This is a genomic window from Aestuariivita boseongensis (assembly GCF_001262635.1).
In the GTDB taxonomy this organism is placed as follows: Bacteria; Pseudomonadota; Alphaproteobacteria; order Rhodobacterales; family Rhodobacteraceae; genus Aestuariivita; species Aestuariivita boseongensis.
The window spans coordinates 1-19451 of sequence record NZ_JXYH01000062.1 but is presented as its reverse complement, the minus strand read 5'-3'; the positions used below and the strand labels follow the sequence as shown (position 1 = coordinate 19451).

Annotated in this window: 16 protein-coding genes and 1 riboswitch; of the genes, 14 read left to right on the top strand and 2 right to left on the bottom strand. The window is 64.0% G+C overall.

The window, feature by feature from the left end; all coding sequences use genetic code 11:
• Window positions 1-945 (bottom strand): alkane 1-monooxygenase (locus tag TR61_RS17530; protein WP_050931823.1); only part of this gene is annotated, 945 nt, incomplete at its 3' end.
• Between the two features lie 210 nt (window positions 946-1155).
• On the opposite strand from TR61_RS17530, the gene TR61_RS17525 reads away from it, so the two are divergent.
• From TR61_RS17525 to TR61_RS17475, 11 genes are all read left to right on the top strand, one after another.
• Window positions 1156-2853, top strand: coding sequence for an NAD(P)H-dependent oxidoreductase subunit E (locus TR61_RS17525; protein WP_050931822.1), 1698 nt, complete (start codon window positions 1156-1158; stop codon window positions 2851-2853).
• Window positions 2850-3503, top strand: a complete 654-nt coding sequence (locus TR61_RS17520) for a lysoplasmalogenase (protein ID WP_050931821.1) — start codon at window positions 2850-2852, stop codon at window positions 3501-3503. The genes TR61_RS17525 and TR61_RS17520 overlap by 4 nt, the downstream gene beginning before the upstream one ends.
• A 72-nt stretch (window positions 3504-3575) precedes the next feature.
• On the top strand, window positions 3576-4946 hold the full coding sequence (gene ftsY / locus TR61_RS17515; RefSeq protein ID WP_050931820.1) for a signal recognition particle-docking protein FtsY: 1371 nt from the start codon (window positions 3576-3578) through the stop codon (window positions 4944-4946).
• A gap of 69 nt (window positions 4947-5015) precedes the next feature.
• Window positions 5016-5918: an EamA family transporter gene (locus TR61_RS17510; RefSeq protein ID WP_050931819.1), complete on the top strand. Its 903-nt coding sequence runs from the start codon at window positions 5016-5018 to the stop codon at window positions 5916-5918.
• Between the two features lie 12 nt (window positions 5919-5930).
• Window positions 5931-6548 (top strand): inner membrane-spanning protein YciB, encoded by a 618-nt coding sequence (locus TR61_RS17505; protein WP_050931818.1) that lies wholly within the window; start codon window positions 5931-5933, stop codon window positions 6546-6548.
• Between the two features lie 58 nt (window positions 6549-6606).
• A riboswitch (SAM riboswitch) is annotated at window positions 6607-6684 on the top strand.
• Window positions 6685-6744: 60 nt separating this feature from the next.
• Window positions 6745-7926 carry an O-succinylhomoserine sulfhydrylase gene (metZ, locus tag TR61_RS17500; protein WP_050931817.1) on the top strand — a complete coding sequence of 394 codons (1182 nt, stop codon included), beginning with the start codon at window positions 6745-6747 and terminating at the stop codon, window positions 7924-7926.
• A gap of 248 nt (window positions 7927-8174) precedes the next feature.
• Complete coding sequence (folE2, locus tag TR61_RS17495; RefSeq protein ID WP_050931824.1) at window positions 8175-9278, top strand: GTP cyclohydrolase FolE2; 1104 nt, start codon at window positions 8175-8177, stop codon at window positions 9276-9278.
• Window positions 9279-9454: 176 nt separating this feature from the next.
• The gene (locus TR61_RS17490) at window positions 9455-9802 is read left to right on the top strand and encodes an antifreeze protein (RefSeq protein WP_157440961.1); all 348 of its coding nucleotides are present in this window, start codon (window positions 9455-9457) and stop codon (window positions 9800-9802) included.
• Between the two features lie 13 nt (window positions 9803-9815).
• Window positions 9816-10400 carry a hypothetical protein gene (locus tag TR61_RS17485; protein WP_050931815.1) on the top strand — a complete coding sequence of 195 codons (585 nt, stop codon included), beginning with the start codon at window positions 9816-9818 and terminating at the stop codon, window positions 10398-10400.
• A 74-nt stretch (window positions 10401-10474) separates the two neighbouring features.
• Window positions 10475-11923: a TrkH family potassium uptake protein gene (locus TR61_RS17480; protein WP_050931814.1), complete on the top strand. Its 1449-nt coding sequence runs from the start codon at window positions 10475-10477 to the stop codon at window positions 11921-11923.
• Window positions 11924-11927: 4 nt separating this feature from the next.
• Window positions 11928-13520: a thiamine pyrophosphate-binding protein gene (locus tag TR61_RS17475; protein WP_082182023.1), complete on the top strand. Its 1593-nt coding sequence runs from the start codon at window positions 11928-11930 to the stop codon at window positions 13518-13520.
• A 79-nt stretch (window positions 13521-13599) separates the two neighbouring features.
• Here TR61_RS17475 and TR61_RS17470 read toward each other — a convergent pair whose 3' ends face one another.
• Window positions 13600-15351 carry a serine protease gene (locus TR61_RS17470; RefSeq protein WP_050931812.1) on the bottom strand — a complete coding sequence of 584 codons (1752 nt, stop codon included), beginning with the start codon at window positions 15349-15351 and terminating at the stop codon, window positions 13600-13602.
• Window positions 15352-15556: 205 nt separating this feature from the next.
• Between TR61_RS17470 and TR61_RS17465 the strand changes: the two genes are divergently transcribed.
• The 3 genes from TR61_RS17465 to glyS are packed head-to-tail and all read left to right on the top strand — an operon-like array spanning window position 15557 to window position 19262.
• Window positions 15557-16474, top strand: a complete 918-nt coding sequence (locus tag TR61_RS17465) for a glycine--tRNA ligase subunit alpha (RefSeq protein ID WP_050931811.1) — start codon at window positions 15557-15559, stop codon at window positions 16472-16474.
• Between the two features lie 4 nt (window positions 16475-16478).
• On the top strand, window positions 16479-17006 hold the full coding sequence (locus TR61_RS17460) for a DUF6446 family protein (protein ID WP_050931810.1): 528 nt from the start codon (window positions 16479-16481) through the stop codon (window positions 17004-17006).
• 3 nt (window positions 17007-17009) lie between these two features.
• A complete protein-coding gene (gene glyS, locus TR61_RS17455) occupies window positions 17010-19262 on the top strand; it encodes a glycine--tRNA ligase subunit beta (protein ID WP_050931809.1) in 2253 nt (750 codons plus the stop codon).
• Window positions 19263-19451 lie beyond the last annotated feature (189 nt).

Sequence of the window (19451 nt, the reverse complement as noted above, 5' to 3'; positions counted from 1 at the left end):
CGCAACCGCCGCCATCACCGGCAGGGATCGGGGCAGCATGGGCATCGTCGCGTGATCCAGCCGCAGGTCGGGAAAGCTGCGCGCAGGGTTCTCGTGGTGATCGGAATGGCGCGGCGCGTTCAGCATCAGGGCCGAGGAATACCACTGCGGCGCGTTCCAGCTGTGTTCGGGCCCCGCGGGCACCCAGCCGCCGCCGGGCTTTTCGGCGCGCATCAACCCGTAATGCTGCACGTAATCCGACAGGATCAGCTGCATCGTTGCGTAAGTTGCCAACGCGGTCCAAACCAGCACGCCCGTCCATCCGGCAATGGCCCCACCAAGCGCCAAAGACGCAAGTGCGCCGCCGACATAGCCCACATAAGGATGCAAGCCCCCACGCCCCTGCCGCAGCCGGTTTTCCGCCTCCAGCCCGGCGCGAAACGATCCAATCCAGGCGCGCGGCCAGAACCGGTAAAACCCCATGCCCAAAGGCGCGGAATTCGGATCGCGCGGGGTCGCGACGTAGACATGATGCACTTTGGGGTGGGCCGAGGCGTGATGCCCAAAAAGAAGCGTGGCATAGACCGCAACGCCCAGCCGCCGCGGCCAGCGCGCCTTGCGGTGGATCAGCTCATGCGCGTTGGAGTTCGACACCTGCCCAAAGAACAGCCCCAGCGCCAGCGCCGTGACCCAACCCGCCGCCCCATCCAACGGCCCCTCGGTCAGCGCCCAGACCCCCAGCGGCATCAGCGCCAGATGCGCCAGCCCCAGCGCGATATTGATGCGATGGCCCTCAGCCTCATGCGACGGATCCGGCGTCACCGGGGCAGGCGCAAAGGCGCGGTCCAGCCCCATCACCAGCGCGGTCACACTGATCAGGGCAGCCACGCTCCACCACCCGCCCAACAGGCAGGCGGACGCCAGCAGGAGCACCGGCAGAAAGGGGGCGATCCAGAAGCGTGTCATCTAACCTGTCTGAACAAGGGCCTGTTTTGTGTTTCTTGCATACTAACACAGCAGATCGCACAGCGTTATGGCCCGATTGCGTAAAATTCGCGGCAGAGCGTTCCGATGGGAACGCAGCCAGCGCGCAAAACCGCTTAACCATGTCGTTTTTGACCGCACCGCCAGGGCGCGCCGCGCTATAGATCGTCCCTGAAGAAGGAGGGCCGCGCGATGGCACTGGATCACGACAAGCAAAGCCGCAAAGGCGTCTGGAAGCAGGGCAAAGGCAAGGGCCGTGTCACGCCCAAGGGCCGCCAGCTTGACGATCAGGCCTGGGACGAGGTCCGCGCGCTCCTGGGCGACCGCCCGCGCCGCCGCGACCTGCTGATCGAGCATCTGCACCTGATTCAGGATGAATACGGCCATCTGTCGGCGGCCCATCTGCGCGCCTTGGCCGAGGAAATGCGTCTGAGCATGGCCGAGGTGTATGAAGTCGCGACCTTCTATGCCCATTTCGATGTCGTGAAAGAGGGCGAAACACCGCCGCCTGCGCTGACCATCCGCGTCTGTGACAGCCTGTCCTGCGAGCTGGCCGGTGCGCAACAGCTGAAGGCCGCTTTGGAAGATGGTCTGGACCCCGCGCAGGTCCGCGTGCTGCGCGCCCCCTGCATGGGCCGGTGCGACACGGCTCCGGCTCTGGAACTGGGCCATAACCACATCGACTTTGCCACGCCGGAAAAGGCGCAGGCCGCCATCGCGGCAGGCGACACGCACGCCCATATCCCCGACTATCAGGGCTTTGACGCCTACCGCGCCGAGGGTGGCTACACCAAGCTGGAAGAGTTGCGCGCCAATGGCGACTGGGAGGCCGAGTTTGACCGCGTGCTCGACGCCGGTCTGCGCGGCCTTGGCGGCGCGGGCTTTCCCTCGGGCCGCAAGACGCGGTTCGTGCGCGCCGAACCCAGCCCCCGGTACCTGGCCGTGAACGGGGATGAGGGCGAGCCCGGAACCTTCAAGGATCGCTACCACTTGGAGCGTCATCCTCATCTGTTTCTCGAAGGCATGCTGATCGCCGCTTGGGCGGTGGAGGCCGAGACCTGCTTCATCTATATGCGCGACGAATACCCCGCCGTTCTGGAAATTTTGCGCAGGGAAATCAAGGCGCTGGAAGACGCAGCTCTTGTGGATAAAGGCTTCATCGACCTGCGCCGCGGTGCGGGGGCCTATATCTGCGGCGAAGAAAGCGCGATGATCGAATCCATCGAAGGCAAGCGCGGTCTGCCCCGTCATCGCCCACCTTTCGTGGCGCAAGTCGGCATCTTCAACCGCCCCACGCTGGTTCACAACGTCGAAACCCTGCACTGGATCGCGCGGATCCTGCGCGAAGGGCCGGAAATCCTGTCGTCGGTCGAAAGAAACGGCCGCAAGGGCTTGCGCAACTACTCCGTCTCGGGCCGGGTGGCGAAGCCGGGGGTGTATGAATTGCCCGCAGGCTCCACCATCACCGATATCATCGACGCGGCGGGCGGCATGGCCGAAGGCCACCAGTTCAAAGCCTACCAACCGGGCGGCCCGTCCTCAGGGCTTCTGCCTGCGTCGATGAACGACATCCCGCTGGATTTCGACACGCTGCAGCCGCATGGCTCCTTTATCGGATCGGCGGCAGTGGTGGTCCTGTCGGACAAGGACAGCGCAAAAGCTGCCGCGCTGAACATGCTGCGGTTTTTCGAGGATGAAAGCTGCGGCCAATGCACCCCCTGCCGGGTGGGCTGCGAAAAGGCGGTAAAGCTGATGCAGGCCGATCATTGGGATCAACCGCTGCTGGAAGAGCTCTGTCAGGCCATGGCCGATGCGTCAATCTGCGGGTTGGGGCAGGCCGCGCCGAACCCGATCCGCCTGACGATGAAGCATTTCCCGGACGAGGTATGACGCTTCTCTGGCTGGCCGCCGCCGCGTGCGCGGTGGCCTATTGGGCGCAGGTGCTCTCTCCGCCCGATGTGCTGCGCAGCCTGGTCAAAACCCTGTCCGTGGCGCTTCTCGCGCTGATCGCCGCGGTTATGTGGCAGGGCGCCCTTGCACTGGCGCTGGCCTTTTGCGCCGTGGGCGACGCGCTTCTCAGCCGCCCGGGCGAACGCGCCTTCGCCCTGGGCATCGCCGCCTTCGCCGCTGGCCACCTCGCCTATGTTTCCCTATTTCTGACCCAGCCCGGCGCCGATCTGAACCGCCTTCTGAACGCCCCGCAAGCCTTTGCTGTCATTGGCCTTTTGGCTTTGGGCGCCACCTTGGCCCTGCGCATCCTGCCCGCTACTGGCGCGCTGCGGATCCCCGTCGCGCTTTACATCCCCATCATCCTGTCGATGAGCCTTGCCGCGCTGTCTTTGTCACCATCACCAGCGACGGGTCTGATCCTGTTGGGCGCTGCGCTGTTTCTCCTCTCGGACAGCCTGCTTGCAGTGGAAACCTTCCTTTTGAAAGACGGCATGCCGCTCGCCCGCGCTCTGGCACGGATCGTCTGGCCCAGCTATTGGGCGGCGCAGGCGCTGTTTCTGGCAGGTTTCACCGGTATCCCGGCGGCTTGACCGCCATTCGCGCCTTTTCACCGGCCCTCGCCCGTATTAGGTGATTGTCACGGAGCACAGACCGGAGCGCGCATGGCCTTCTTCAAGAAACTCAAGGACCGGCTTTTCAAGTCCTCATCCAAGCTGGATGAGGGGCTGGAAGCCATTGTCGAAGATGGCGGGGTCGAGGAAGAACTGCAGGCAGAGCCCGCGCCTGCACCGCAACCTGCTCCCGAGCCAGAACCCGAGCCAGCGCCCGAACCGGAACCCGCGCCCGCACCAGAGCTTGAGCCCGAACCGGAGCCCGCGCCCGCACCAGAGCCTGAGCCTACGCCTGAGCCAGACCCCATTCCGGTCCCCGCGCCGGAGCCAGAGCCCGAACCCGAACCCCTGCCGATCCCCGAGCCGGAACCGGAGCCTCAGCCAGCCCCGGTGGCCCCGCCGACACCGACGGAAATCCCCCGGCCCGCGCCCGAACCCGTCGCGCCGCCCGCCCCGCAAGAGATGCCGCAGCCAGCGCCCGAGCCGGTGGCCGACCCCACTCCGGTCGAAATCCCGCCCGAGGCAGCAGCGCCCAAAGCGGGCCTTCTCAGCCGTCTTCTGGGCCGGTCCGAGGCCAAAACCGTCATCCGGCGCGAGCTGGACGACGACATGCTGGAACAGCTCGAAGAACTGCTGATCAGCGCCGATATGGGCGTCGACACCGCCCTGCGCGTGACGGCCAACATGGCCGAGGGCCGCATGGGCAAGCGCCTGTCGGTCGAGGAGATCAAATCCCTCATGGCCCGCGAAATCGCCCGGATCATGGAGCCTGTGGCCAAACCCCTGCCGCTTTACCCCAAACGCCCGCAGGTGGTGCTGGTGGTGGGCGTGAACGGGTCAGGCAAGACCACGACCATCGGCAAGCTCGCCTCGCAATTCAAGGCCGCCGGCAAGTCCGTGGTGATCGCCGCCGGGGACACGTTCCGCGCAGCGGCCGTGGAACAGCTGCAGGTCTGGGGCGACCGCGCCGGTGTGCCGGTTCTGACTGCGCCTGAAGGCACCGACCCGGCCTCCCTGGCCTTTGACGCGATGACCAAGGCGCAGGAAGACGGCGCGGACCTTCTGATGATCGACACCGCAGGGCGTCTTCAAAACCGCCAGGATCTGATGGAGGAGCTGGCCAAGATCGTCCGCGTCATCCGCAAGAAAGACGAAACCGCCCCCCACAACACGCTTCTGGTGCTGGATGCCACAACCGGCCAGAACGCGCTGAACCAGGTCAAGATCTTCCAGGAGGTGTCCGACGTCTCGGGCCTCGTGATGACGAAACTCGACGGCACCGCCAAGGGCGGCGTGCTGGTGGCTTTGGCCGACAAGTTCGGCCTGCCGATCCATGCCATCGGCGTGGGCGAACAGATCGACGATCTGCAACCCTTCGACCCCGAAGAATTCGCCGCCGCGCTGACGGGGCTGGAGACCTGACGCCATGCTTCTTTCTGGTCCGAAATACCCCTCGGGGGTCTGGGGGCAGACAGCCCCCAGGGGGTTGCCATAGGCGACTGGATCATCTCTCTGGAAGGAACCGAGGCAGGCACGACCCTGGCCACGATCCTTGCTCTGATGGCGGCCTTCCTGCACGCCGTCTTCGGCGCGCTGCAAAAGGGCAGGCATGACCCCTGGATCAGCCGGGCGGCGATTGACGCGTGGCTGTTCGTGCTTTCCGCGCCGATCGCGCTGTTTCTTGTGCCCTGGCCCGAACCGCATCTCTGGCCCATTCTGGGCGGCGCGCTGCTGATCCATTTCAGTTACAAGGTCTTGCAGGCGCAGGCCTATTCCAAGGGGGCCTACACCGTCGTTTATCCGGTGGTGCGCGGCACGGGGCCCCTGTTCACCGTTTTCGGCGCTTACCTGCTGTTCGGAGAGGTCTTTACCCCCACGCAGTGGATGGGCGTTGCGGTGCTTTTGTCCGGTATCTTCGGGCTCGCGGCCTATAACATGGCCTTTCTCGTGACCGACCGGGCCACGCTGGGGCCTGCGCTGATGCTGGCGGTGGCCACGGGGCTGTTCGTGGCGCTTTACACCACCTATGACGCCTATGGCATCCGCGCGGCCTCCGACCCGTTTACGTTCCTTGCGTGGTTTTTCTTCATCACCGCCTTCGACATCCCGCTGCTGGTTGCCACGCGGATGCGCCACCGGCTGCAGGGTGTCGATCTGCGCGCCCTGGCGCGGCGGGGGCTGATCGGGGCGATCGTGGCCTATTTCAGCTTTGGTTCGATCATGCTGGCCACGCGCCTTGATAAAGTGGGGGAGGCCGCGATCCTGCGCGAAACTTCCACCGTCTTTGCCGCCGTCATCGGCTGGGTCTTCCTGCGCGAAACCGTGGGGCCGCGCCGCCTGGCACTTATGGTCTTGATCGCGCTGGGTGCGGTGATAGTTGAGATGGGCGGTTAACCGGAGGGCCTCATGCCAGAGCCGAAAGAGATCAACCCCATCCTGCGCCAGGTTCTGGAACTGGGCCCGCCTTTGGCGTTTTTCCTGCTTTACCTGCGCCTGCGCGATCAGGTCTTCAGCTTCGGCGGCACCGAATACTCAGGCTTTATCGTGGCAACGGTGATCTTCGTGCCGATCATGCTGGCGGCCATGGCGATCTTGTGGTGGCTGACAGGCCAGCTGAGCCGGTTGCAGATCTTCACCGCCTTCATGGTGATCTTCTTTGGCGCGCTGACCGCCTGGTTCAATGACGAACGCTTCTTCAAGATGAAAACCACCATCGTCTATGGGCTGTTCGCGGTGCTTCTGGGCATCGGGCTGTTGCAGAAGCGGTCCTATCTGGAATGGATCATGTCGGGCATGCTGCCCATGGCGCATGAGGGCTGGATGATCTTCACCCGCCGCCTGTGCCTGGCCTTTGGCGTGCTGGCGGTGGCCAATGAATTTGTCTGGCGCACCATGTCCACCGATGCCTGGGTCAAGATCGAAACCTTCGGCTTTCCCATCGCGCTTTTCGTCTTCATGTGGTGGCAGATCCTGTCCCTGCAGAAATACATGCATGACCCCGATCAGGACAGCGCGCAGGGATAAGCGCCCGCGCGCGCCCCTCATCAATCCATCTTGACCGCCCCGCGCGCCGGGCGTATGCCGTCTGTCACGTGGCGATTTGTGTCCAGCTTGCGGGCCACGTTAAAGAACCCGCTAAATCGGCCTTGAGGAAAGCCCCCTTTCGCATGGCCCGACTTTCAGGGCCAATGCCTGGGGGCTTTTTTGATGGAGGGACTTGATGTCCGACGATTGGAAACCCAGCACCCAGGCCGTCCATGGCGGCGCGCGCCGCAGCCAGTATGGCGAACTGAGCGAGGCGATTTTCCTCACCCAGGGCTTTGTCTATGACAGCGCCGAAGCGGCGGAGGCCCGCTTTGTCGAAGCCGGGCCTGACGAGTTCATCTATGCCCGCTATGGCAACCCGACCGTGGCCATGTTCGAAGACCGGATCGCGATGCTGGAAGGGGCGGAGGATGCCTTTGCCACCGCCTCTGGCATGGCGGCGGTGTCGGGCGCGCTGATGGCGATGCTGAAGGCGGGCGATCACGTGGTGGCCTCACGTGCGCTGTTCGGCTCGTGCCTTTATGTGCTGGAAGAGATCCTGACGCGTTACGGCGTTGAGGTCACCTTTGTCGATGGCACCGATCTGGCCCAGTGGGAAGGTGCGATCCGCGCAGGCACCCGTGTGGTGTTCTTCGAATCCATCTCGAACCCCACGCTGGAAGTCATTGATATCGAAGCGGTTTCAAAACTGGCCCACAAGGTTGGTGCGACCGTTCTGGTCGACAATGTCTTTGCCACCCCGGTCTTTTCGCGCGCGTTCGAGCAGGGCGCCGATGTGGTGATCTATTCGGCCACCAAACATATCGACGGGCAGGGCCGCGCGCTGGGCGGTGTGATCCTTGGCTCACGCGAGTTCATCCGCAAGACGGTCGAGCCCTACATGAAGCATACCGGCGGGTCGATGTCGCCCTTCACGGCCTGGGTCATGCTGAAAGGCCTTGAAACGATGAGCCTGCGCGTCAATGCCCAGGCCGACAGCGCGCTGGCGCTGGCCGAGGCGTTTGCCAGCCACCCGAAACTGGCCCGCGTGATCTATCCCGGTCATGCCGGCCATTCGCAGCACGGGTTGGTGGCCCGTCAGATGGCCAAGGGCGGCACGGTTCTGTCCATTGACATTCAGGGCGGGCAGGCGGCGGCGTTCCGGTTCCTGAACGCGCTGCGGGTGGCGAAGATTTCCAACAATCTGGGGGATGCGAAAACCATCGCGACCCATCCCGCCACCACCACCCATCAGCGCCTGCCGCAGGACCAGAAGGATGCGCTGGGTATCACGCCGGGTCTGGTGCGCATTTCCGTGGGGATCGAGGATATCGCCGATCTGAAGGCGGATATGCTTGGGGCATTGGAGCAGGTCTGATCCAGCACGGAGTGACGGGGGCTCACGTTTGCGTGAGCGCCGGTCTTGAAGGCGCGCGAAATGCCGCAAAACCAAAGGATTACCGGGTGTTTTTCACGGGAAAACACCCCGGCGTCTGCGTCGCATCACTGGGAAATCCTGCCGGAAAAGACTGATCTGCATGCCTGTTTCACACGTAATAGATGAGAAAATTGGCAAAACAGGGCTGCGCGCTCTATCTATCACGGGCGGGCATTGAGGAAGACCAGATGAATATTCATACGCCATCCATCGACAGCCACCCCGACCGGGACGAGGCCGAAGCCGCGCTGAACACGTTGCGCAAATGGGCCAATGCCGCCTCGGCCGCTGAAATCGTGGAACTCGACCCCTCGGTCGCCAAGCTGGTGCCCGGCGCGGGCGCGGTCGATTACCCGGCGCTGTCGCGCGAATACCCCGAAGAATTTGCCGTCGATACCGGGTACAAGGACACGCTGCCTGACCTGCAGAACGGCCCCTCCAGCCTGATCCGCGGGGCGCGCCAGCAGATCCAGCATGTGGGCATTTCCAACTTCCGCCTGCCGCTGCGGTTTCATACCCGCGACAATGGCGATCTTACGCTGGAAACTTCTGTCACCGGCACGGTCAGCCTTGAGGCCGACAAGAAGGGCATCAACATGTCCCGGATCATGCGGTCGTTTTACAAGCACGCCGAACGCACCTTCAGCTTCGAAGTGATCGAGGCGGCGCTGGACGATTACATCACCGATCTGGAAAGCTTTGATGCGCGGATCCAGATGCGGTTTTCCTTCCCGATGAAGGTCGACAGCCTGCGGTCGGGCCTGTCGGGATACCAGTATTACGATATCGCACTGGAGCTGGTCGAAAAGGACGGGCTGCGCCAGAAGATCATGCATCTGGATTACGTCTATAGCTCGACCTGCCCCTGTTCGCTGGAGCTGAGCGAACACGCCCGCGCCACGCGCGGACAGCTGGCCACGCCGCATTCGCAGCGCTCGGTCGCGCGGATTTCGGTGGTGCTGGATCCCGAAGCCGATGTGCTGTGGTTCGAAGACCTGATCGAAGCCTGTCGCCGCGCGGTGCCCACCGAAACCCAGGTGATGGTGAAACGCGAAGACGAACAGGCCTTTGCCGAACTGAACGCCGCCAACCCGATTTTCGTCGAAGACGCGGCGCGGCTGTTCTGCGAGGTGCTGCAGGCCGATCACCGTGTGGGCGATTTCCGCGTGGTGGCCAGCCATCAGGAAAGCCTGCATAGCCATGACGCCGTGTCGGTCCTGACCGAGGGCGAGACCTTCGCCCAGACCAGCCTGGACCCCAAACTGTTCAGCACGCTCTTTCACGTGGGCTGACCGGCCCGCCCCAACCGCATTTCAACGCGCGCCCTGTCACCGGGGCGCGCGTTTTGCTTTGGGCGGCATGTTGCGCGATGCCGCAGCGCAGCATTTTTTGCTTCAATGCGGCAAAACTTCCTGTATACTTGGCCCAACATGTCGCGGAGGACGCCTGCCGCGGCGAAGGAGTATGGATGTTTAACCTGGTTACCCGTGCAACAGACGCCACGCATCTGTGGATGTCCTGCATTCAGCTTGCCGCCGATTCCCAGATCGTCGTGGCGCTGCGTGTGATGGGAATGCAGGGCACATGGTCCACGCCGCGCGGCGAGGGCACGGCAATGATGTCGGAGAAGATCCCGGCCTTTACCGAGGCTTTCGTGGCCGGCACGCTGAGCGCGCTGTCCGGGCACGGACCCGAACGCGTCGGCCGCAACACGATCGAACCCCTGTCAGACACCGCGCGAATGAACCGCGTGCGTCTGGCGCAATATGGTCCCCGTCTGCCGGGACTTTCGCTTGCACAGGCAGATCCTGAATGAAGGGAGCGTTCCTATGATGAACCCCATTGACGCGCAGTTGGCTGTTTCGAAAGCATGTATGAAAATGGCCGGATATGCGCTGAGCAACCATCTGAAGATGATGCAGATGATCACCGATGCGATGGTCCAGGCGCCGTTTGCGCCGGTGCGTAATCTGCACGATGCGGCGTCGAAACCGCGCCCGGCCGCGGCCAAAAAACCCGCGCCTGCGAAAGCGGAGGATGCGGCGGCGAAACCCGCGGCCAAGACAAAGCCAGCGGCGAAAAAGGCCGCTGTGAAACCGGCGCCGGCAAAGGCCAAAACGGCAAAGAAACCGGCTGCAAAACCTGCGGCCACAGCTGCCGCCAAGACCGCTGCGAAGCCTGCGGCCAAGGCTGCGGCAAAACCGGCCGCGAAGGCTGCGGCCAAGACCGCTGCGAAACCGGCCAAGGCCACTGCCGCCAAAGCCGCCAAACCCAAGGCCAAAGCGGCGGCCAAGGCAGCGGCCACCAAGCCCGAGCCGAAACCGACCGAGGCCGCAGCGACCAAGAAGGCACCGGCCAAGAAACGCGCGCCCTCCAAACCGCCGGCGATGCCGGAACCGTTGCCCAAATCCTGACGCCGGGTCCAGAGCGCCCCTGCGCGTGCGCCATGGCTTGACAGCACCCTGCGGTCACGCCAACGCTCGGCCTCATGTTGGACCTGCGCCCAGTCGGATATGTGATCGGCCTTTTGGTCGCCGTTTTGGGCGTGACCATGCTGCTGCCGATGCTGGCGGATATGGCCGAAGGGCGCGGCCATTGGACCGCCTTTGCGGAAAGCGCCGTCCTGACGATCCTGATCGGGGTTCTGATGGCTCTGTCCTGTTCGAACTCCGTTCAGCAGGGTCTGACCATTCAGCAGACCTTCTTGCTGACCACGACAGTCTGGTTGGCGCTGCCAATCTTTGGTGCGATCCCTTTCATGGTGGGCGAAACCGACCTGCGCTTTGTCGATGCGTTTTTCGAGGCGATGTCCGGCCTGACCACCACCGGATCAACGGTGCTGACCAATCTGGAGGATCTGCCCCGCGGATTGCTGTTGTGGCGCGGCATCCTGCAATGGCTGGGCGGGATCGGGATCATCGTTGTGGCCATGGTGTTCCTGCCCGAATTGCGGGTGGGCGGCATGCAGATCTTCAAATCCGAAGGCTTTGATACTTTTGGAAAAATCCTGCCGCGCGCCGGTGAGATCGCGCAGCGGATCTCGGTGATTTATCTGGCGCTGACGATGATCTGCGCGATGGCCTATCTGGGATCGGGCATGGATCCGTTTGACGCGACGGTCCATGCGATGACCACAATCGCCACCGGTGGATTTGCGAATTACGACGCGTCCTTCGCGGCCTTTGGCGCGGCCACGCAATACCTTGCCGTGATCTTCATGATGCTGGCTGCGCTGCCCTTCGTGCGCTTTGTCCAACTGACCGCAGGCTCGGCCCGCCCGCTGCTGGTTGATCCGCAGATCCGGGGCTTTTTCCTGACAGCCACACTGCTTGTCCTGTGCCTGAGCCTGTGGAAGATGACCAACCTTGAAATCGGCGGGGAAGAGGCCTTTCGCGGCACGTTGTTCAATACCGTGTCGCTTCTGACCGGGACGGGCTATGCCAGCGCGGACTACATGCTGTGGGGCGGGTTCCCGGTGGCGGTTCTGTTTTTCACCGGGTTGATCGGCGGATGTGCGGGATCGACCGCCTGTTCGATCAAGGTTTTCCGGTACCAGCTTCTTTTTGCCTCGATCCGGGCGCAGGTGGCGCGGATCCGGTCGCCCCATGGGGTGTTCATTCCGCGCTATGACGGGCGGCCAGTGGGCGAGGATGTTTTGAACTCGGTCATGGCGTTTTTCGTCTTTTTCATCGTGTCGCTGGGCGTTTTGTCGGTTGCTCTGGGCATGACGGGGCTGGATTTCACCACATCGGTGTCAGGCGCGGCGGCGGCGCTGGCCAATATCGGGCCCGGTTTCGGCGATGAGATCGGCCCGTCGGGCAATTTCGCGGGGCTGAATGATACGGCGAAATGGATGCTGAGCGTAGCCATGCTGTTGGGGCGGCTGGAGCTTTTGGCGGTCTATGCCATTTTCACCATTCGCTTCTGGAGGGCCTAAGACCATGCAGCGACCATTGGGGGCACAGATATCCCATATGCTGAAGGCGCGGGGGGTCGATGTGATTTTCGGCATCCCCGGCGTGCATAATCAGGAAATGTATCGCGGTATTGAAGAGGCCGGGATCACCCATGTGCTGGCCCGCCACGAGGGGGGTGCTGCATTCATGGCCGACGGCTATGCCCGTGCGACGGGGTCGCCGGGGGTGTGTTACGTGATCACCGGGCCGGGGCTGACCAATGCGATGACGGCGCTGGGGCAGAGTTATTCCGACAGCGTGCCGGTTCTGGCGATCTCGTCCTGTTTGGCCGATGTCTCCGCCCGGTTCGGGCAGTTGCACCAGATGAAGGACCAGCGGGCGGCGGCCGAGACGGTCTGCGACTGGTCGGAGGAGGCGCGGTCGCCCGAAGGCGCCTACCGGTTAATTGAACGCGCGTTCACCGAATTTGCCTGCGCGCGGCCCCGGCCCAAACATGTGCAGGTGCCCATTCCCCTGCTGGAAGGGCTGGCGGACCCGGCGCCCGCGCCCGGCCCGCGCCCCCGGATGCCGCGTGCGCCCGATGCGGATCTTGAGGCGGTGCTGCGCGCTGTGCTGGGGGCGGAAAAGCCGCTGTTCATCTTTGGCGGCGGCGCGCGCGGTGCGGCGGACGCGATCCCGGCACTGTTGGAGATGACGGGGGCGGCCAGTTTCACCACCTATGCCGGGCGCGGGCTGGTGCCCGAGGGCACGGCGCTGTCTTTCGGATCATACCTTGCGCGGCCCGACAGCGATGCGGTGCTGGCCGAGGCCGATCTGGTCATCGTCGCCGGGTCGGAACTGGCCGAGGTCGATCTGTGGCGCGACATGCCGGATCTTCCGGGGCAGATGGTCCGCATTGATCTGGACCCGCAGGTTCTGGCCACCGCGCGGGCGGGCGATCTGGCGGTGTGCGCCGATGCGGGCGCGTTTCTGAGCGCCATGCGCATCGCCATCCCCGCGCGGGCCGAAGACCGCACGCCGCGCTGGTCAGCGGACAGGGTGGCCGATACAAGGCAGCGCTGGGCGGCGGAGGTTGCCGCCGAGCGCCCCGGCATCCCCGAGGTCTGCGCGGCGCTGAAGGCGGTGCTGCCTGAGGGCACGATGATCTATTCCGACATGACCACCTTCGCCTATGCCGCGAAAGAGCTCTGGGACATGGCTCGCCCCGGTCACTGGCACCATCCCACGGGCTTTGGCACGCTGGGCTATGCGCTGCCTGCCGCGATCGGCGGGGCAGTGGCGCGCAAGGGGCTGCCGACGCTGGCCATCGCGGGGGATTACGGGTTTCAGTACACGGTTCAGGAACTGGCCGTGGCGGTGGAGCTGGGCCTGCCACTGCCGATCCTTCTGTGGGACAATGGCAAGCTGGGCGAGATCGAGGCCAGCATGATCCGTGCCCAAATCGCGCCCAATGCGGTCGATGTGCGCAACCCGGATTTCTGCGCGCTCGCAAGGGCTTACGGTGCCCATGCGGCGGCGCCGGAGGATCTGGCGGGGGTGCAGGCGTCGGTGACGGAGGCGTTGCAGGCCAATGGGCCCACGGTCATTCATGTTCCCACGGATATCGCCTTGCGTTAAGGCCTGCGGGCCCCGGGCCTGACCCGGGGCCTCGCGTCGTGCCATGAGGTCCCGGTGCGGGTCCGGGACGGGTATTCGCTTAATCCCAGCAGCTGACCAGAACGGTCATGCCGCTTGCCACGCGGTTCAGCTCGGTCGGAGTGATGGGGCTGTCGGCATCGCTACGTTCGGCGGCAAGTCCCGCTTCGGCCAGCACATTGCTGAGCGCCTGGCTGTTGGCGGCAAAGCTGACATCCAGCGGCAGTTGCCGGCCATTGCTGGCGCGCGGCAGAAGCATGCCCAGAACCGTGCCGCGGGTGTCCAGAACCGGCCCGCCCGCATCGCCCGGCTGGGCGGCCAGGGCAAGGCGTTTCAACTCGGTCTCGCCACGCAGGCCCTTGATGTCGGAAAGCGTGCCGAAGGTCAGCGAAGGCGCGCCAAGCGCCCCTTCGAACGGGTATCCCGCCACCGCCACATCCGATTGCAGCCGCGGGGTGGAGGCGCGGAACCGCGCGACCGACATGGGCGCCACGGGCGCGGCCGGGCGCAGCACCGCCACGCCGAGGGCCGGGTCGGTGACCAGAAGATCGGCGGCCACATCACGTTCCAACGTGATGCGGGCGCAGTTTTCAACCACTTCGGATGTCGTGATCACCGTGCCTTGCCCATCCACGAAAAAGCCCGAGCGCGACAGGCGCGGTTTGCGGATCTCAAGCCCCGAGACCAGGTCGATGCTTTGCTGCCCGCCATCGCCCGCCGCCGGATCCAGAACACCCGGCAGGCGTTGGAAGCTGGCGCGCATTTCGGCCAGAACGCGGGTGCGGCGGGCTTCGTCGCCCGCAGGCCAGATCAGCGTAAAGCCCTTGATTTGCCCGTCTTCCAGCGCCGCCTCGGTGTAAGAGACGATCGACCCGTTCTGCCCCTGAAGCGTGAACCGGTCGCTGCCGCGTTCGCGGGGCCCCTCCAGCGGGACGATTTCCAGCGTCTGCATGATCTCGTAGAGACCAAAAAGCGTGTCCTGATCGCCCGGCTGGCTGATCAGCAGGGCGCGGATGCCCAGATCGCCGGCGCTTGCGTAATGGGCGAAGGGGGGCTCGTATTTTTCGAAGGTCAGCTCGCCCATAGGCAGCAGCATCTCGATCCCGGCGTTGTCATCGCGCACCATGGCCAGGCCCACGCTGGTCAGGGGGGCGTTGTAATCGGCCAGAAGCTCGGCCCGCTGGGCGGTGGTGAGAATGCCCGTGTCCTCATATCCGCGATCGGCCTGCCAGGCGGCCATGGAGCCGCGCGTGCCGCGCCCGAATGCGCCGTCGATGGCAGAGGTATAGTACCCCGCCCATTGCAGCGCGATCTGCAGGGCTTTGCGTTCGTCCACCGTCAGCTGCGCCTCGCTTTGCCGGGCTTGCGCCGGGGTTTCGTCCGAGGGGACGGGGTCGGGCGTTGCCGGGGGTTGGGGGGCTTCGGCGGTTTCTGTCGGGGTGGTGGTTTCCACGGGCGGTTCAACCGCGCCCCGGCCCAGCACATCCGCGCCCACGGGCCAGAATTGCTGGCCCAGACGGGAGGTCAGCTGGATATAGCTGTCTGAAGGGATTTCCCCTTCGGCGCGGTAGACCTGCAAGACCCGTTCCGCATCTTGCCGTGCATAGGGGCCAAGCACGATGCCATACCAGCCCCCGCCGATGGAGAAGCCTGCCACATCAGGCAGGTCGGCGGCATAGCGGCGCGCGGCGGCCTGCGCGGCGGTCAGGCTGGGCTGCGCCTCGACCTGGACCCAGACCACATCCTGTTGTGCGGCGGCGGGGCGCAGGAACAGAAGACATGTGAGCAGACACGCAGTCAGAAACGCTTTCATCGAGACACCAAACCCTGTGTTTTCTTTACTTTTCGCGCAGCATAAGCACGAAGTTCCGGGGATGGCCATGCCCTTTGCCAGGGGGGAAGCGACGGCAGGCGCGCGTGTCGCGCGGTCACAACAGTTGCCAGCCCGTTGACCCCGGCGGGTGAGGGGGATAACGAGGGCGCGCCCGGCCCCGAGGTTCAAGCAAAGAGCGTCACCCATGTCCCGATCCAGCACTGCCCCGCGATCCTTTCAGGAGATCATCCTGCGCCTGCAGACCTATTGGGCGTCGAAAGGCTGCGCGATCCTGCAGCCCTATGACATGGAGGTGGGCGCAGGGACGTTCCACCCGGCCACCACGCTACGGTCTTTGGGCCAAAAGCCCTGGGCTGCGGCCTATGTGCAGCCGTCGCGCCGGCCCACCGACGGACGCTATGGCGAGAACCCGAACCGTCTGCAGCATTATTACCAGTATCAGGTGCTGATCAAACCCAGCCCGCCGGATCTGCAGGAGCTGTATCTGGGATCGCTGGAGGCGATCGGGATTGATATGGAGCTGCATGACATCCGATTTGTCGAAGACGACTGGGAAAGCCCCACTCTGGGCGCCTGGGGTCTGGGATGGGAAGTGTGGTGCGACGGGATGGAAGTGTCGCAATACACGTATTTTCAACAGGTTGGCGGGCATGATTGCCACCCCGTGTCGGGCGAGTTGACCTATGGTCTGGAACGGCTGGCGATGTATGTGCTGGGCATTGATCACGTGATGGACATGCCCTTCAACGACCCGGATGCGCCCATCGCGTTGAGCTATGGCGATGTGTTCCGCCAGACCGAGGAGGAATACGCGCGGTACAATTTCGACACCGCCAATACCGACGTATTGCTGCGCCATTTCGAAGAGGCGGAGGCCGAATGCGCCCATCTGCTGGCGCAAGAGGACGTGGACCCCAAGACCGGCAAGACGATCATCATGGCCCATCCCGCCTATGACCAGTGCATCAAGGCGAGCCATCTGTTCAACCTGCTGGATGCGCGTGGCGTGATTTCCGTCACCGAGCGGCAGGCCTATATCGGGCGGGTGCGGGCGCTGGCCAAGCAATGCGCCGATGCCTTCGTGCGCACGGCGGCGGGGTAAGGCGATGAGCGGCAAGCTGGTCGGTCTGTTTTTGCTGATCTGTGGCGCGCTAGCTGGCGGCGCGCTGTATTATCTGCAGATCTATGGGTTTTACGACGAGGTGACCGAGGCCCAAGTGCAGTTGATCCGTCAGGATAACAACGCACCGGAAGATATTGAATTCACGGCATTTCAGGCTGTGGATGCCGATAGCTCTCCGATCCGGTTCCGGGCCTGTTTCGAGACATCGGCCTCGCTTGATGACCTGAGCGCGGCCTATGTGGATGCGGGCCCCGTGATCCCGCGCAATGCGCCGGGCTGGTTCGAGTGTTTTGACGCCGAAGCCATTGCCGAGGCGCTGAGCGCTGGTACCGCGCGGGCCTATCTGGGGCAGAAGAATATTCACTATGGCGTGGACCGGATCGTGGCCGTCACGGCAGACGGGCGCGGATATATCTGGCACGAGCTGAACGATTGCGGCGACAAGGCCTATGACGGCACGGTGGTGGGAGAGGAATGCCCGCCCCTGCCAGAGACGAATGGAGAAGGCTGAAACATGCCAGAGCTTTTGATCGAACTTTTCTCGGAGGAAATCCCCGCGCGGATGCAGCTGCGCGCGGCCGAGGATCTGAAAACCCGCATGACCAACGGTCTGGTCGAGGCCGGGCTGACCTATGGCGGTGCGGCGGCGTTCTCGACGCCCCGGCGGCTGGTTCTGACGATCAGCGATCTGCTGGCTGAAAGCCCCACCTTGCGCGAGGAACGCAAGGGGCCGCGCGTGGATGCGCCGGAAAAGGCGATCGAGGGCTTTCTGCGCGGCGCGGGCCTGACCCGCGATCAGCTGGAAGAACGCGACACGCCCAAGGGCGCGGTGTTCTTTGCCACCATCGAAAAGCCGGGCCGGCCCGCGGCCGAGATCGTGGCCGAGGTGCTGGAAGACGTGATCCGCAATTTCCCCTGGCCGAAATCCATGCGCTGGGGCGCGGGCAGCCTGCGTTGGGTGCGGCCCCTGCAGTCGATCTTGTGCATCCTCGGTGACGAGGGCGGCGCGCAGGTGGTGCCGATGGCGGTGGACGGCATCGCGGCGGGCGACAGCACCGAAGGGCATCGGTTCATGGCGCCGGGACGGTTTTCCGTCACTTCATTCGACGATTACGCGGCCAAGCTGAAGCGCGCTTATGTGCAGCTGAACCCGGCCGACCGGGCCGAGCACATCTGGGCGGATGCGACGAACATGGCCTTTGCCGCAGGGCTGGAGGTGGTCGAGGACAAGGGTCTTCTGGCTGAGGTTGCCGGGCTGGTGGAATGGCCGGTGGTTCTGATGGGCGATATTGACGCGGAATTTCTGGGCCTGCCGGCGGAGGTTTTGCAGACCTCGATGCGGGAACATCAGAAATTCTTTTCGGTGCGCGATCCCAAGACCGGCCGGATCGAGAAATTTGTGACGGTTGCGAACCGCGAAACCGCCGATCACGGCGCGACCATTCTGGCGGGCAACCAAAAGGTGCTGTCGGCGCGGCTGGCGGATGCGAAGTTTTTCTGGGAAAACGATCTGCGCGTGGCGCAGGCGGGCATGAACGACTGGCTGCAAGCGCTTGATAACGTGACCTTTCACAACAGGCTGGGCACGCAAGGCGAACGGATTGCACGGATCCAGACCCTGGCCGGAGAGCTGGCCGCGCGCGTGCCCGGCGCCAAGGCCGATCAGGCGCAGGTGGCCGCCGGGATCGCCAAGGCCGATCTGAGTTCCGAGATGGTCTATGAGTTTCCTGAACTTCAGGGGATAATGGGCCGGTATTACGTGGAAAAAGCCGGTCATCCACAGGCCGTGGCCGATGTGGCGCGCGATCATTACGCGCCGCTGGGACCGTCCGATGACGTGCCCACCGCGCCCTTGTCGGTGACCGTGGCTTTGGCTGACAAGCTGGACACGCTGACGGGGTTCTGGGCGATTGACGAAAAGCCCACCGGATCGAAAGACCCGTTCGCGCTGCGTCGTGCCGCGCTGGGAGTGATCCGGCTGGTGCTGGAGAACGATCTGCGGCTGTCGCTGGACCGGTTTATTGATTTTCAGCTGCTGAAACACAAGATCCACCTTAATGCCGGTGCCGATAAATCCGAGCTGTCGGCGCTGGAAGACCTGCTGGACGAGATCGCCGAACATGGCGTCTTCGGCGCGGCCTTCCGCACGGTGCTGGACAAGCTGCAGGACAAGGACGGCGCGCCCGACACCGGCGAAGGGTCACTGTTGCGGACTGTGGGCGATGCGGTGCCGGATCTGTCGACCGACCTGCTGGTCTTCATCCATGACCGCCTGAAAGTCTATCTGCGCGATCAGGGCATCCGGCATGACATCATCGATGCCTGCCTGGCCATGCCCGGTAGTGACGATCTGGCGCTTCTGGTCAAACGCGCCAAGGCTTTGAACGATGTGCTGGCCACGGAGGATGGCGAAAACCTGATCCAGGGCTTCAAGCGCGCCAACAATATCCTGAGCCAGGCCGAAGAGGCCGACGGGGTCGAATATTCCTTCGGGGCCGATCCGAAATATGCCGAAACCGACAGCGAACGCGCGCTGTTCAGCGCTTTGGACAGTGCAGAGGCGGCCATCGCCCCCGCGATGACGGCCGAGGATTTCGCCACCGCCATGGGCGCGATGGCCGGTCTGCGCCCGGCGATCGACGGGTTTTTCGAGGATGTGAAGGTCAATGCCGATAATCAGACAGTGCGGCGTAACCGGTTGAACTTGCTGCATCGGATCCGCGAAACCTGTCTGTCCGTGGCGGATCTGACGCGGATCGAGGGCTGATTTCCCACCGGGCCAAAGTGACGCGCGGTCGCGGCGGCCTCTACTCTTGCGCGCGCCGTGTATCTTCCTATGCTGTCAGTTAAAATTGACATGCTGCAGCGCAAAGAACCCGCCCCGTGCACAGGAACCCTCACACCACGCTGATCACCCCGGACGCGCCGGTTGCAACCGCAACTCATGGCGGGCGGG